The organism is Polyangiaceae bacterium (assembly GCA_016715885.1).
GTDB lineage: Bacteria > Myxococcota_A > Polyangia > Polyangiales > Polyangiaceae > Polyangium.
The window spans coordinates 83,514-98,485 of the sequence record JADJXL010000026.1; the positions used below are offsets into that span (position 1 = coordinate 83,514).

Sequence of the window (14,972 nt, forward strand, 5' to 3'; positions counted from 1 at the left end):
ACGATCTCGCCTAGAAGCTTCGACGGCCGCCCGCTTGTCGCATGGCTTCGTCAGTCTCGTCGGTGACGACTTCCAACGTGCCGACATCACTTTGCAGCGCCGTGCTCACGCCGTCCGTGATGCCGATGTCGACCTCGCGCATCTCGATCTTTTCCGCGCCGGGTGTCGCGTCGGTGATCACGTAGACGCGCCCTTTTCCTGGAGCGAGCCGTGGAAGTGGATCTTGCGGCAGGGGTTTGCCGTCCTTGTCTTTCGGCGGCGATGGCTTGAAACGAAGCGCCGCATTGGGAAGGCGTTTGGTCCCCTTGGCTTCGGCGGAATGAATCGTCGCGGTCGCCGTCATGCCCGGACGCAGTTTCAACTCGGGATTTTCGACTTCGATCACCGCGGCATACGTCACGACGCCCGCTTGGTTCACGGGGCTGTATCGCACTTGGCTCACGATGCCTTCGAACGTTTCGCCCGGGAACGCATCCACGCGAATGTCGGACTTCATTTGTTCTTTCAGCCGCCCGACGTCCGCTTCGTCGATGTCCGCGAGAACGCGCATTTTTCGCAAATCCTGCGCGATCACGAAAAGCGTGGGCGTTTGAAAGCTCGCAGCGACGGTTTGTCCCGGATCAATTGCTCGGTTGATCACGACGCCGTCGATGGGCGAGTAAATTTTCGTAAACGCGAGGTTTGTCTTGGTAGAACGAAGCGTCGCGCTGAGCTGCGACACTTGGGCCTTGGATGCGGAAACGTCGGCGATGGCGACGTCGTAGTTGCCTTGCGCGGAATCCAGCTCTTGCTGCGAACCGACGCCTTCCTGAAAAACTTTGCGTGCGCGTTCGAGCCGCACGCGCGCCGTTTCCAAGTTCGCCTCGGCCCGCTTCACGCTTGCGGCGGCGGCGGCAATACGCGCCTGATTTTCATCAATTTGAGCTCCAATGAGCTGCGGATCGATCTCCGCGAGCAAGTCGCCGGCTTTCACGACCGAATTGAAGTCGACGTGAACTTTCGTGATGCGGCCCGAAACCTGCGCGCCGATTTGCACTTCGGTGACGGGTTTCACCTGTCCCGTCGACTGGATCGTTTCGAAGATGTCACCGGTCGTGATGGTCGACGTCACATAACGAGCCGCTGGCGGCGGCTTGTTTTTCTTGAACCAAATAACAGCGCCCCCGGCGATGATCGCCAGCACCAGCAAGACGATGGCGCGTCGCAGCCACATGCCTTTGCCTTCGACCCGGGAAAGCGTCTTTTCCAGTTCGGGCCGCCCCGTGGCTTCCTTCGAGCTTGCATTGCCCCGCGCGGTTGGCTGTTGGCTAGGTGCCTGGATCTGCTCGCTCGATCCAAGGCCGATTCCGGGATTGCCCATGACGGACGCTACATACCACGCCCTGGGAACATCTCACGTGACGCGCACGACTCGAGCAGGCTTGAAGGCGGCCGAGGAGCGTGGCACACCGTCGACCCTCATGTCGTCATCGCTCGCCATTGGTCCCGATACGCACGTTACGCTGACGTACGTCCTCTTCGATGAAGACGGCGACACGGCGGATCGCGCGACTGCGCGGGAACCGTTGCAGTACATCCACGGCTACGCGCAGATCATCCCGGGGCTCGAACGTGCGCTCACGGGCATGCGTGCGGGGGAACGGCGTGAGATCACGGTGCCTCCGGACGATGCTTTCGGGCATCATGACGACGAAGGCGTCTTCGAAGTGGACAAAGCGGACTTCGAAGGCGGCGAGGATGTTGCCCCCGGAGACGAATTCGTCGCACAAGGTCCTGACGGAAGCACGATGGCCATGCGCGTCATCGAGGTACTTCCCGATGCGTTCGTCGTGGATACGAACCATCCGCTCGCAGGCCAAACCGTGAGATTTCAGGTCGAGGTGAATGAGGTCCGTGCAGCCACTGACGACGAGATCTCGAACGCACAGATGGATCTCGAAAAACGCGCTGCCGCCGCGCACGACGAAGGTGGCTGCTGCGACCATGACCACGACCACGACCATGATCACCACCACGCCGCGCCTCTCGTGCAGATTTCGCGAAAACACTGAGCAGCACGGGTCGTGAATAGTTTTACCAAGGGAGACACGACAAACCGATGAAAGCCTCCGACCGAGGATACTTCGCACCTCTGAGTTACGATCTCCGCGTTCGCGAGCGAATGCTTGCAAGTGGAGTCGTTTCGCCTGCCGACATTGAGCAATACCTGGCGGGCCTTGCCGACCATGAAAGCAACAGCGAATTTTTGGGCATTCCTCAACCGGCGCTCGTGACTCCGCAGCCGCCGGCTCCAGTTGCCGCTCCGGCGCCGGCTCCCGTGCGTGTTGCGGCCCATGCGCCCGCAGCTCCGATCGCTGCGCCGGTGGCAAGCGTTGGGGCTTCCGATGGCGTGCAAGCTCTGATCGACGACGAGGACGAAGACGAGGACGAAGACGAGTTCGAGGAAGTTGCGGCGCAGCCTGCGGCAATAGCGGAAGCCGCGCCTGTGCAGGCAGCCGCACCCGTGCAAGAGGCGCCTGTGCAAGCAGCCGCGCCCGTGCAAGCAGCCGCGCCCGTGCAAGCAGCCGCGCCTGTGCAAGAGGCGCCCGTGCAAGAGGCGCCCGTGCAGGAAGCCGCGCCCGTGCAAGAAGCCGCGCCCGTGCAAGCAGCCGCGCCCGTGCAAGAAGCACCTGCTGTCGAAGTCGCAACGAGCGCGCCGCCCGTGCAAGAAGAAGCGGCCGCGCCTGCGCAGGCCGCACCCGAAGCGGCTGCGCCGGCGGAGCCCGAAACGGCCGCGGCCGCAGCGCCGGAACCCGTTGCGGATGCCGCAGCTCCGATCGAAACGACAAACCCATCGACCGAGGGGCAGGCGGGGTGAGCGCCCAAGACAAACCCCATGCCGACCTTCCGAAGCTCGATTTTTCGATCTTCGTGATGTCGATCATTGGGTCGGCGCATGTTCATCTCGGAGACATGCCGGGGCCCGATGGCCAATCGGAGCGCAACATCGCGCTCGCTCAGCAGGACATCGAGCTCTTGGCGCTGCTCGAAGAAAAGACCAAGGGCAACCTGACCGGCGATGAAGAGAGCCTTCTTTCGAGGGCGCTCGATGAACTCCGACAACGCTTCGAAGAAGCGTCCAAGGGAACGTGACGGCCGGGCGATCACTGCTGCGGCTTTGGGCCGTCTCCACATGCCTGCTCTTGGGCGCAGGCGCATGCGGCAAGAGCAGCAGTGGTTCGTCGAGCAGCACGGCTTCGAGCTCCGAGCCCGTCACGCAAATTCCCCCCGGCTCGATCCCCATTCCATCGGCCCCGCCGACATCTGCAACACAGGCGCCTGCGCCGCCCCCAGCTATTTTGGGCACCAACGGTTATCCGCTGTCGTTCGCGCCGCTCGCAAGACGAGCGGATCCGGCGGTAGCAACCGTGAAAGCTCGCACCGTGCAGGAGCGACCGACGGGACGTCGGCGTTCGGTATCCGAAGGGCTTGGAACGGCGTTCGTCTACGACCCCAAGGGGTACATGCTCACGAACAATCACGTCATCGAAGAAGCCACGGACATTCTCGTGGGGTTCTTTGATGGACGCGAGCTACGAGCCACGGTGGTTGGTCGCGACAAACAAACGGACATCGCGGTGCTCAAAGTGGACGAGGAAGGGCTCCCTGCGTTACCGCTTGGAAACTCGGATCGGATCGAGGTCGGGGACTGGGTGGTGGCGATTGGCAATCCGTTTGGCCTTTCGCACACGGTTTCGGCGGGCATTTTGTCCGCGAAGGGCCGGACGCGAGACGACGTGAAAGGCCTCGATCCGACGGGGTATTTCAACTTTTTGCAGACCGACGCGAGCATCAACCCGGGCAATTCCGGCGGCCCCTTGCTCGACGTGCACGGAGAGGTTGTCGGGATCAACGCGGCCGTCAGGGCCAATGCGAACAGCATCGGGTTCGCGATTCCGATCAACATGGTGAAGGAGCTTTTGCCGGTGCTCCTTCGTGACGGGAAAATCCACCGCAGTGCGATTGGGATCAACGTCGGCTCGCTCAACAGCATCGAGGCTGGGCGGCTGAAACGCCCCGATCGCAAAGGCGCATGGGTGCTCAACGTGACGCCCGGCGGGCCTGGTGATCGCGCCGGGATTGCTGCCGACGACGTGATCATTGGCTTCGACGGCAAGTCGATCACGGACCCGAACGAGCTTCGGTGGCTCGCGAGCATCGCTGGGGTGAACAAGACCGTCACGCTTCGCATTGCGAGGCTCGAACGCGTCTTCGAGGTTCGTGTCACCCTTGGGGACCTCGAAGCCTTGACCTCCGAACCTTCGAGCGATGATTGAATGGCAACGGAGCGCCTCGTTCGAACCTTTGGGGCTTCGGGTCGCCTCGGCGCCCTGCGCCCCAAACCCCACGTTTGCTGGAAAGACGACCGCATGCTTTCGGCCGCTGGTCTGATCGCCTAGAGTAGAGGTTCGACGTGTCCTCCATCCCCACATCTGCGGATGAGACTCACCGGCCCGAGCTTGCCGATCCGGTCGAAGACCGTCCGGACGGGGCGCTCGACGACTTGCCGGATGATGCCGCACCGCTTCCCGACGCCGCGATCGAACGTCTCGCGCCAGTGAATAGGCCTTTTGCGCGGGCGTCCAACAACGAGGCCCGAAGACGGGAAGCAGAGGAAGACCGTGAGTTCATTCTTCGGGCGCAAAAAGGTGACCAGGCGGCGTTTCGACGTCTCGTCGAACGTCACCAGCGCCGAGCCTTCGCGATCGCCATGGGGCTCGTTCGCGACGAAAACGACGCCCGAGAACTCGTTCAGGATGCTTTCTTACGCGTGTATCGCAATCTCAATTCCTTCCAGGGCGGTTCGTCGTTCTTCACTTGGCTTTATCGCATCGTCACCAATCTGGCGATCGACCTCATGCGCAAGCCCGGCCGGCGAGATGTCGAGCTTGTGGAGGGCCAGGCCGTACCGGACGAAGCCACGGACTTTCCCCTCGTATCTCGCATTGATGGCGCCGACCCGATCGACGTCATGCGTCGCCGAGAAATCGCGACCCGTATCCAGGCCGCGCTCGAAGCTCTTCCCCCCTATCACCGAGGCGTCATCTTGATGCGTGAGGTCGAAGGCATGTCGTACGAAGAAATGGCTGTTGCCATGAACGTTTCCAAAGGAACGATCATGAGTCGGCTCTTCCACGCAAGGCAGAAGCTCCAGCGCGCTTTGGCGGATTGTTATGCAGAAGAAGGGCGTTCACGAAGCGCCGTCGAAGAATCAGTCGAGCCTGAGGAGGCGCCGTGACGACGAAGAGCATGAACGGAACAGCCCACGATCGGCACGTCGAGGCGCCCGTCTCGGACCTCGATTTGATGCTGTATCTCGATGGGGAGCTCGAGAGCGATCGCCATGAAGAGGTTCGTCGAGCGATCGCGCGTGACAAGGTCCTTCGAGGCAAACTCGAATCGCTCGAGCTTTCATCGGCCATCGTGCGCGAGCGGGCAGTGGATGCCGCGGCAAACATCGATTTTGCCGATGCCGTGATGGCGCAAATCGCTGCCGACAAGAGCGATGTTTCATTGGACGAACGGGACAAGGCGCCGGTGATGCAGGCGGCCCCCGAGATTCTCACGTCAAACGCTTCTGCGGTTCGTTTGGAAAAACTCGGCCAGCGAACGAAACCATCGAACGACAATGCGCGTGGAATCTTTGCGCTTGCAGCGATTGCCGTCGCTGCCGCAGCGGGCTTGATGATTTGGGGCCGGTTTGCGCCCGCTCCCTCCACGGCACCCACGGCACCGGTTGCAGCGGTCACGACACCCGAAGTCGCACCCGCCGCAGCTCCGACGGAAATGGAACCCGCGCCGAGCAGCGACGTGGAAGCCGAAGTCGCGCAGGACGAAGAGATGGGCGTGGAAGTCGCCGCCGTCGACTTTGGCTCCAGAGTTGGAGCAATCTTTTACGTGCCAACGGAAGCTGCGACGTCAAAACACACCACCACGGTCGTGTGGCTGACTGACCCCGATGGAGAAGAAAAATGAGGCTTCCGCTTTTTGGTATTTTCTTGGCTGCTGGGGTTTCACTCGCCCCGTTTCCCTCCGTCGCGCTTGCCGAACAAGCCGCTGCGCCCAAAGCGCCCGCTCAAGCCGAAGCTTCGGTCGCTGCCGAATTCACCGTTCTCCACGGGACGAATGACGGCACCGGCATCGATTCGAAGATCGGCAAGATGCCCGAGCTCACCAAGCCGCCTTTTTCAGCCTACAACAGCTACAAACTCCTCGAACGCTCCACCGCGTCGTCCTCCAAATCGAAACCTTCGACCACCAAGCTTCCCAATGGCGGCGTGCTCAAAGTCGCGCTGAAGGACGTGGTCGAGCCCAAAAAGAAGGGCGAAGCCAAGCGTTACGTGATGAGCGCGAGCATTCAAAAGCCGGGCGGAAACACGTTTCTCCCGCTGCTCGAGGTCAACGCGAAAGCGGGCGAAACGTTCTTCGTTGCAGGACAGACCTACAAAGGTGGCATTCTCGTCATCGCGATCAAGGTCAACCCCTGACGAGCCGCTGAATTGTCGAGCGCGGACAAAACAACGGCCTATTGAGCGTATCGCCGGTGTAAATATCCGGTATGCGTTCGCTTTTCCTTGCTGCGCCTGCCATGGCCGCCACCGTTTTTCTCACCGGTTGCGGCGGTGATGCTCCCCCGGTCCCCAAATATCCACCGGCCGTCGCCGGAAAGCCCACAGGCACCGTCTTTTATCGCCTTCCAGTCGCGGGCAAGTGGCGCGTGCACCGAACGCACTACGGCAGCAACAACGACCAAGCCTACGCGCTCGATCTCGTCGTCGACGCACCCACGCCACGCTCGCCAAACAACGCCGATTACCCCTCGTACAACCAACCCATCCTCGCCGACGCGCCAGGCGTCGTCGTCATTGCCGTCGATGGCATCCCCGACAATCCTCCCGGCGTCGTCAATCGTTACGACATGCACGGCAACTTCGTCGTCATCGACCACCAAAATGGCGAGTTCTCGCTCTTTGCGCACCTCATTCCCGGCTCGCTGAAAGTGCGTCCCGGCGTCTTCGTCAATGCGGGCACCGAGCTCGGGCGTTGCGGCAATTCAGGTCATTCGACGATGGCGCACCTGCATTGGCAGGTCATGTCGAGCATGCATGCAACGGGCGCTACGGGCATCGCGCCGCGGTACATGGCGTACGAACGCAACGGCGCGATATCCGCGGATTTGCCGCAAAGTGGCGATCGATTGCTCGCCAAATAACGTCACATCGAAGCAGGTTCGCTCGGACGAACTTCCGCCGGCAAGTCGACTTCGAATACGGCGCCTTGGTTTGGCCGGGCATACGCGCGAATGTGTCCGCCATGTGCGGTCACGATGCTGCGCACGATGCTGAGCCCGAGACCCGTCCCCGTACCCTCTGGTTTCGTCGTGAAATAAGGCTCGAATATTTTTTCGAGATGCTCGGGTGGTATGCCGTGCCCCTCGTCCTCCACCCGCACACGCACGATCGATGGTTCAGGGACGAGGTTGGTTTGGATGGTCAAACGTCCCCCGTGTTTGCGCATCGCATGAGCTGCGTTCGTGAAGAGGTTGACGAAGATTTGGGTGAGTTGATCGGCGATTCCTCGTACCGCGGGCACATCGCCGAAGGCCCGCTCCACGTTCACATCCAGTTCGCTGAGCACGTGATCGCAAAAAACGAGCGCTTGTTCGATCACGTCATGAATCGCAACGGCTGTCGGCACAGCGTTTCTCGGTCGCGCGTAGGCCAAAAGATCGCGGGTGAACGCATGGATGCGCTCGGCTGCTTGATGCAGGCGCCCGAGGCGCTCGGCATCCGCTGGATCGGCGCCTTGTCGCAGCGCTTTCTGATGAAGGTAATCCGAATACGCGAGGACCGACGTGAGCGGACTGTTGAGCTCGTGCACGATGTCGGCTGCGATCTGACCGAACGAAGCGAGCCTGCTCGTGTGAACGAATTTCGCATCGAAGTCGTGCAGCCGCGCATGCCGCGCGCGAAGCTCCGCGTGCGCCCGGGCATGACGTAGCGCTGCTCCGATCGTTAGGACAAACCTCGACAAGAACGATTCGAGCGGTGCGTCAGGAAAAACATGCGTTCGATCGTCGGACGCGAGATGCAAAGCCGCGTCCTCGCTTGCTGGAATGGCGATGATTCGCTCGTGCGCCAAGCCCGGGAAAAGACGGGCCCAATCGTCACTGGGTGCATCGGAGCTGCGTGACGAATGCCGCACGATGACCGGAGCGCCGTCGCCTTGCAGCACGTGAATGCCGATCGCCGCGTCTGGAAACGCGTCTCTTCCGATCGCGACGAACGCTTCGACGATTTTCGAAACGTCTGCATCAGGCGACATCTCGCACGATGCGACGAGCAGTCGATCCAAAAGCTCAGCGATGTTGCGCATGACTCAAGAGAATAGATCGCCTTGAGGCGTGTTCTTCGTGGGCATGGGGCGACCAAGGTGCTCGTATGCCTTACGCGTTGCGATGCGCCCTCGAGGCGTCCGTCCAAGAAACCCCTGCTGCAAGAGATACGGCTCGTAGACGTCCTCGATGGTGTCCCGAGGTTCGCTGAGCGCTGCCGCGATCGTGTCGATCCCAACGGGTCCGCCGTCGTAATGCTCGATGATCACGCCGAGGAGCCGCCGGTCCATTTCATCGAGACCGGCGGTGTCGATCTCGAGACGGTCCGCCGTGATGTTGGCGATCTGTGCATTGATACGGCCCGTTCCAAGCACTTCGGCGAAGTCGCGAGCACGTCGTAGCAATCGATTGGCGACGCGCGGCGTACCTCGTGCACGAGCGGCCAAGGCGCGCGCGCCTTCGGGATCGATGGGCACTTCGACCAGGCGAGCGCTCCGCGTGATGATGCGTTCGAGGTCCTCGACGGGGTAAAAATCGAGGCGAACGACGTATCCAAAACGCGACAGGAGCGGTGCTGTGAGGAGGCCGGTGCGGGTCGTTGCGCCGATGAGCGTGAATGGTTTGAGTGGCAACTGAATGGTCGTCGCATAAGGGCCATCGCCGGTCATGATGTCGATCTTGAAAGCTTCGATCGCGGGGTAGAGGCTGTCTTCGACCGCAGGCGTGAGCCGATGAATTTCGTCGATGAAGAGCACGTCGCGCGCTTCGAGTTTCGTGAGCAGCCCAGCGAGAGCTCCCTTGTGCTCGATGGCCGGACCACTCGTCGCGTGCAGCGTGACGCCCATTTCTCGCGCGACGATATGCGCGAGCGTGGTTTTCCCAAGGCCCGGCGGCCCGCAGAAAAGCGTGTGATCGACGGGCTCATTTCTCCGTTTCGCCGCTTCGACGAACACCTTCAAGTTTTGACGATGTTTGTCCTGACCAACGTACTCGTCGAGTGAATCGGGGCGAAAAAGCCGATCGAAACGGTCATCGTCATCGACGGACGCCGGAGTGATCACGCGCTCGGACATGACGAGGACGTAGCTCGTACGCTGTTCGAAGGGAAGCCGCGCACGTGACGGCGGTCAGCCAAGGGCCGGTTTGGACGACAGACGCGGCCGCCTGCCGGGGATGACGAGGGGCAACCAACACTGCACGAGCGGTGCTCCGTCGGGTGTGCCTTCGACGGTGACCGAGCCGCCGTGCAGCTCGACGATGGATCGCGCGAGGCTCAAGCCGAGCGTGAGGCTTTTGCCGCGGGATGTCGCTCGACGCGCGAACAGCGCATCGACTTCGGCAGGCGTCGTGGTGCGTCCGCCAAGCTCGACGTCGATGCGGACTCCGGGCTCGGGTCCAGCGGGCCTGGTTGCTCGAACACGCACGCCACGTGCCGCTGGATCGGCCGCTCCCGTGCGAATCGCATGACCGATGATGAGTGCGAACGCACGCGCCGCGTATGCCGGATCGACAGGTATTTCAGGCAGTCCTTCGGCCACTTCGACGACGACTTCATGATGCGCGTCCGCCGCAAGCTCACGTGCTCGGCGCACGGCTTCGGTTGCGAGCTGCGCGACGTCGACGGGTCGAGGCAGCAGCGTGAGCTGTCCGGCTTCGACGCGCGCGGTATCCAAGATGGATTCGATGAGTGCGAGAAGCTCGCGTCCGCGGTTTTCGATGAGCGCCAAACTCTCGCGCTGACTCGTCGTGAGCTCTTCTCGCCCCACGAGCTCGGTGAAGCCCAGGATTGCGTTGAGTGGGCTTTTCAGGTCGTGACTGACGCTGGCGAAAAGCAGCCCACGCATGCGTTGCGCTGCTTCTTGAGCTTCGAGCGCGCGCTCTTGAGCGCCCGCAAAGATGCGAAATCGTTCCGCCAAAACTTCGATCGCGCGACCCAAATTTTCCACGAGGCGAAACCAAACGGGACGAGCGATGCGGGTTTCACCGCGTAGAACACTTTCTGTACCAAGCAAACGCACGCGATGCGTAGCGAGCTTGAGGTCCTCCGACAACGCACGACCAATCAACGCTCCCACGAGCGCTGCAAGCACGCCGAACGCGAGTGCGATCACGGCTCCTTCCATCGTGATCGTCGGGTCGAGGTCGGCCGTGAAGCGAACGTCCGCTTGTCCTGTTTCAAGTGGGACGCTGAGCAAAAGCTCGCCATCGGCTTCACGCGTGAAGGTCGATTCGCCTTCGCGACGAGGCCCCGTGATGCGACCCAAAAACCCGTATTGCGCCGCTGCCGCAACCGCATCTTCCGTGACGTTTTTCTTGCCTTGCGTCGATCCCGGATCGAGCGCGATGCGCGCGAGCAGCGCGGCCGTGTTCTTGCGACTCTGCTCGATGAGCGTGCGCATGTGAGCATGCGTGATGAGCACGGCGCCCACGCCCACGAGCGTCACGGGAGCGACGACGGCGAGCAAGAACTTCTGCAGCAAACGACGGCGCGGTATCTGCTGAAAGTCCTGCGATTCGAGGAGCGTCGAGATGGGTTCGACGGGACCAACATCGAGCAGGCGCACCGTGGACGCTCGAATGAGCACGTAATGAATCAGGGAAGATGCGCCGATGATCGTGATCGACAAGGTGAGCAAGCTGATCGCTCGACCCTGATCCAGTTTTTCCGGACGCACGAGCGGCATGAGGCCGAACGCATGAACGATGCAGCACACAACGAAAAAACGCAGCGTGAGGGCGCTGGGTAACCCCACGAAACTTCGAATCTCGCGCGCGCCAATCGACTGCGCCTGCGTCGTCGACGCCGCGAGCATCGAACGATGCTTGCGCAAGCGAAACATCACGACGAGCGTGCTGATGACGAGCGCGAGAGCCGTCAGCTCCAGGACCAACACGAGCACGCTGCTCGTCGTCGACCGATCGAGCAAGAGGAGAGTCGGTGCAAGAAGAGCGATTGCGGCGTGACCTCCAAGGCCCGTGAGGACCTGACGAACGATCACGTCACGAAGCAGTGTGCGCGCCGGATCGATCATCCCCTCACCTCGGGCGCTTCTCCACGCGACGGCGGCGGGTACGAACCCAAATCGTTCGAATCCGAAACATTGGCTCCATCGGGTGGTTGGTTCGCTTCACAACGCGGCAACGACACGGTGAACGTGGAGCCTCGCCCCATTTCGCTCGTGACGTCGATCGTGCCGCCGTGCATCGATACGAGCCGCTTGGTGATGGCCAAACCGAGCCCCGTTCCACCACGCGAACGCGCATCGCCGAGCTGCGTGTACTCTTTGAAAATCGCCGCCGTTTGCTCGCGCGGAATGCCCGGACCCGTATCCCGCACGGTGATCACGACGAACGAGCCCAGTGCCTCGACACGTACCGTGACCGATCCTCGTGTCGTGAACTTGGTCGCGTTGGAGACGAGGTTCGTCAAAATTTGTCGCACGCGCCGTTTGTCCGCGAACGCGTACAGCCCACCCACTCCATCGACCGCGAGCGTCAGGGGCTTGTTCGCCACGGTGGCCGTTGCTTCACGAACGACCTGCTCGGCGACTTGATGCACGTCGACGGGACTGCGCGATAGCTGGAGCGTCCCCGTTTCGAGCGCGGATAGCTCGAGGATGTCGTCGATGAGCTGCCGCAAGTGCTCGCCGCTCGTTCGTATGACCGCCAAAGATTCACGCGCTTCGTCGCTGAGTGGACCGTCGACTTCGCTTTCGAGCACGTGAGCAAAGCCCAGGATCGCGTTGAGCGGCGTGCGTAGCTCGTGACTGAGTCCTGCCAGGAAGGCCGATCGTTCCTTGTCCATGTCGGCCGCTTGCGCGAGGTCGGCGCGGTACGTGCGTTCGGCTGCGGCAAACCGCGTGACGAGAACGTTGAACGCTGCGGTCAACATGCCGACTTGATCGAGCGATCGAATGGGAATTTGCTGACCCGTGGGAGCCGCGTCGGGCCGGGCCATGTCGACGATACGTTCTCGTACGAAGTCGACGTCGTCGTTCACTTGCTTGGCAAACGCGTGCGCCACACCGACGGCGACGCTGAGCAGCAGCACCGTGAGTGCCGTGACGGCATTGACGAGCCGTACGTAGCCCGGAGGCGGATTCGGTGCCGAGACAAACGCGAGCACGGACGTGTTTTGCCTTGGAGGATCGAGCGCTCGCGCGGAGAAACGTACGCGACCGAGCGCCGTGCGCGTCTCGCCACTGCCGGCAGCCACGAGTCTTTGAACTTCAGCCTTGCTTGGAGCGCCGAAACTTTCGTCGACGACAATCTGCCCGCGTTGATCGACGACGAGGATTTCCGTGCCACTGCGACGAGCTGCTCGGCCGACGATTTCAGATTGCTCCTCCGGCGCCGCGAGACGCATGCGCGCAGCGATCGTGGCCGCAATCGCGTCAGCTCGAAGCGCCGAAGCGTCGTCACCCAATCGTCCAAGCTGCCGAATGCCCACGAGCGCGATGGCGAGCGCCGTGGCGATCCCGATGAGGAGCACCATGGCAGGCGCCACCGGCAAAAGCGGGAGTCCCCCGCGGAAAAGTCGTAGCGAAGTACGCCGCACGTTCGTTTCCGGAGGGACTTGTCGAAGGACGAGATCCCCCGCAGGCGAGCATTGTCCGCCACGAGCCGGCCTTCAAGACCTCGCAAGTGGCATGGCACCGTCGATTAGCCGGCGGCTTGGCAACACGCGAATCACGAGAGGAGCGGCACACAACGAACGAGCCTCAGCACAATATCCTGAAATTTGTTGACATATGTAAAAAAAAACACATCACACTCGCTTTGCAACTACGGAGATTTGACAATGCCCTCACCTCAAGCGCTGAAATCTTGTCTTCTGTGTATCGTAATGTTCAGTCTAGGTTGTCAGCCGGATTATTATGACAGCAACGCCTCAGATCCGCCTCCTGCGCCTGCATCCGTACTGTACACGCTCAAAAATGAGGTGAGTGCGCTGTATGTGCGAGCGGCCGGACAGGATCGCGTGATCTTCGCGTATAATGACCAATCCGGTTTCTACACCCCTAGTCCTGGTACCGGGCAGCTAACACCCAAGCTAAGCCAAAGCAACGCGGGGCTATCTTATTCGCTCAACGCTGGGGTTGATTGGATTCGGCACGGGCCATTGCCTCCCAACCCGAATTGTGGCGATCCCGTCTGTCCGACGTTGCTCCGAGCAGATCCGTGGTTAGCCCAAAATTCATCGCGAATCTTGTACTCGCATCTCGCAATCACCAAGACATCCCCTTCGCTCGATAACGACGATCCGGATGCGGTTGCCGTCTCCAAATCACTCGATGGTGGGCTGACGTGGTCACCGATGCGCGTCGCCTTGCATGACCCAGGCCAATTCGTTGATAAATCGTCTATCGCATTATTCGAAAATGCTGCCGTCATTGCAGCAATTCGTGTTGTTGGTCAGACTACATGGCCCATATTGGTTGCTACGTCCGACGACGCAGGCGATAGCTGGATGCCTCTCACTGTTTTGAATGTTCCTCAATTGAATATAAAAAAGAACCCGATCGTACGCCTGACGAGCGCAACGTCAGGTTATTTGTGCTACATGGAGCTTGACTCCATGAGCAGCGATGGCATTTATGATTTGCGGGTCGTTCGCCTGAGTCGACAGGCCGGATCCTCAACGTGGGAAACAACTCGCATTTTCGCGCTAGAAAATCTCCAGATCGACCCCTTCATTGAGGGAGCAACGGCTAATCCCAATATTGGGCCGCGATATTGGCGTGATACGGTTCCTGTAAGCTTCGATGTTTCGAGCGATGGGACCCACCTTTACGTTGCGTTCCGCAATAAGCTGCAGGGAGATACTTTCGTTATGCTGGCGGATTGCGTAGACGCTCCGATGGGTACATGTGCACACGCCGCGGGTACCAACGTCAGTTGGCGGACCCAGAATTTTCGACCGGGTACACCCGGCATTTCGCAATATCAGCCGGGCGTCACTGCATCGAGCATCGTCAATGACGAGACAATCGCACTTACTTGGTATGAGGAAGCTCCGTTTCCTGATAGCGTAAGCATTTTAGTTGTTGGCACATATTCAAGAGATGGTGGTACCACATGGTCGCCCCGTTACAATATCCGACCGGAACGGCAATACTGGGAGCCATGTCCGAATGCAGCCGCAACGCAGAGCAGCCCTGGCTCAATTGGGGACTACTTTCAATCCGCGATTCTTCCGCTGGAATACGGCGTGGATGCGCACCCATGGATCGTCACCGGTTTCACGGCATCAGATGCCGGGTGTGCGGATCTCGGTGAAGTCACCTTCGACCAGCATATACAAGCAACGGTGTGGTGACATGGAGCGAAACATAATCCACGCGATCATATGGCTTTGCATAGGCCCAGCATCGTGCGCTGCAGACGTTCAGGTCCCTCGCAATGACGCGAGTGCATCAGGCGCAAGTGGCGGGGGGATGACTACAGAAAATGATGGCGGTGACATGGACGCAGAGGTTCTCTCCGATGCCCCTGTCTTCGACGGATTTCTGCCACCCTTTCCTGGCGAGTACGCGCCGGCCGATGGTCCCTGCCCGCCATGTGGACCCAATGCCAGTTGCGACTTCATAACAGGCTA

Annotated in this window: 14 protein-coding genes; 9 read left to right on the top strand and 5 right to left on the bottom strand. The window is 60.8% G+C overall.

Annotated features, from left to right (window positions below; translation table 11 throughout):
• Positions 1–10: 10 nt before the first annotated feature.
• On the bottom strand, positions 11–1,213 hold the full coding sequence (locus IPM54_40220) for an efflux RND transporter periplasmic adaptor subunit (protein MBK9266000.1): 1,203 nt from the start codon (positions 1,211–1,213) through the stop codon (positions 11–13).
• Positions 1,214–1,460: 247 nt separating this feature from the next.
• Here IPM54_40220 and IPM54_40225 point away from each other — a divergent pair, with 247 nt between their 5' ends.
• The 8 genes from IPM54_40225 to IPM54_40260 all read left to right on the top strand — a co-directional run bounded on the left by IPM54_40225 (position 1,461) and on the right by IPM54_40260 (position 7,252).
• A complete protein-coding gene (locus IPM54_40225) occupies positions 1,461–2,051 on the top strand; it encodes a peptidylprolyl isomerase (GenBank protein ID MBK9266001.1) in 591 nt (196 codons plus the stop codon).
• A 47-nt stretch (positions 2,052–2,098) separates the two neighbouring features.
• Positions 2,099–2,857, top strand: a complete 759-nt coding sequence (locus IPM54_40230; GenBank protein MBK9266002.1) for a hypothetical protein — start codon at positions 2,099–2,101, stop codon at positions 2,855–2,857.
• A 56-nt stretch (positions 2,858–2,913) separates the two neighbouring features.
• The gene (locus IPM54_40235) at positions 2,914–3,132 is read left to right on the top strand and encodes a DUF1844 domain-containing protein (protein ID MBK9266003.1); all 219 of its coding nucleotides are present in this window, start codon (positions 2,914–2,916) and stop codon (positions 3,130–3,132) included.
• A gap of 50 nt (positions 3,133–3,182) precedes the next feature.
• Positions 3,183–4,316: a trypsin-like peptidase domain-containing protein gene (locus tag IPM54_40240; GenBank protein ID MBK9266004.1), complete on the top strand. Its 1,134-nt coding sequence runs from the start codon at positions 3,183–3,185 to the stop codon at positions 4,314–4,316.
• Positions 4,317–4,543: 227 nt separating this feature from the next.
• Positions 4,544–5,278 (top strand): sigma-70 family RNA polymerase sigma factor, encoded by a 735-nt coding sequence (locus IPM54_40245; GenBank protein MBK9266005.1) that lies wholly within the window; start codon positions 4,544–4,546, stop codon positions 5,276–5,278.
• Entirely contained in the window at positions 5,275–6,015 is a 741-nt protein-coding gene (locus IPM54_40250; protein ID MBK9266006.1) for a hypothetical protein, read from the top strand. Before IPM54_40245 ends, IPM54_40250 begins: the two co-directional genes overlap by 4 nt.
• A gap of 17 nt (positions 6,016–6,032) precedes the next feature.
• The gene (locus tag IPM54_40255) at positions 6,033–6,527 is read left to right on the top strand and encodes a hypothetical protein (GenBank protein ID MBK9266007.1); all 495 of its coding nucleotides are present in this window, start codon (positions 6,033–6,035) and stop codon (positions 6,525–6,527) included.
• A 71-nt stretch (positions 6,528–6,598) separates the two neighbouring features.
• Complete coding sequence (locus tag IPM54_40260; protein ID MBK9266008.1) at positions 6,599–7,252, top strand: M23 family metallopeptidase; 654 nt, start codon at positions 6,599–6,601, stop codon at positions 7,250–7,252.
• Between the two features lie 2 nt (positions 7,253–7,254).
• Here the strand turns inward: IPM54_40260 and IPM54_40265 are convergent, their stop codons facing one another.
• From IPM54_40265 to IPM54_40280, 4 genes are read right to left on the bottom strand one after another with little or no spacing between them, the layout of a single operon-like run.
• Positions 7,255–8,415 (bottom strand): GHKL domain-containing protein, encoded by a 1,161-nt coding sequence (locus IPM54_40265; GenBank protein MBK9266009.1) that lies wholly within the window; start codon positions 8,413–8,415, stop codon positions 7,255–7,257.
• Between the two features lie 3 nt (positions 8,416–8,418).
• Positions 8,419–9,447: a Holliday junction branch migration DNA helicase RuvB gene (ruvB, locus tag IPM54_40270; protein ID MBK9266010.1), complete on the bottom strand. Its 1,029-nt coding sequence runs from the start codon at positions 9,445–9,447 to the stop codon at positions 8,419–8,421.
• 54 nt (positions 9,448–9,501) lie between these two features.
• The gene (locus tag IPM54_40275; GenBank protein ID MBK9266011.1) at positions 9,502–11,406 is read right to left on the bottom strand and encodes a HAMP domain-containing histidine kinase; all 1,905 of its coding nucleotides are present in this window, start codon (positions 11,404–11,406) and stop codon (positions 9,502–9,504) included.
• On the bottom strand, positions 11,403–12,869 hold the full coding sequence (locus tag IPM54_40280; GenBank protein ID MBK9266012.1) for a HAMP domain-containing histidine kinase: 1,467 nt from the start codon (positions 12,867–12,869) through the stop codon (positions 11,403–11,405). Before IPM54_40280 ends, IPM54_40275 begins: the two co-directional genes overlap by 4 nt.
• 306 nt (positions 12,870–13,175) lie before the next feature.
• Here IPM54_40280 and IPM54_40285 point away from each other — a divergent pair, with 306 nt between their 5' ends.
• Positions 13,176–14,693, top strand: a complete 1,518-nt coding sequence (locus tag IPM54_40285; protein ID MBK9266013.1) for an exo-alpha-sialidase — start codon at positions 13,176–13,178, stop codon at positions 14,691–14,693.
• The last annotated feature ends 279 nt before the right edge of the window (positions 14,694–14,972 follow it).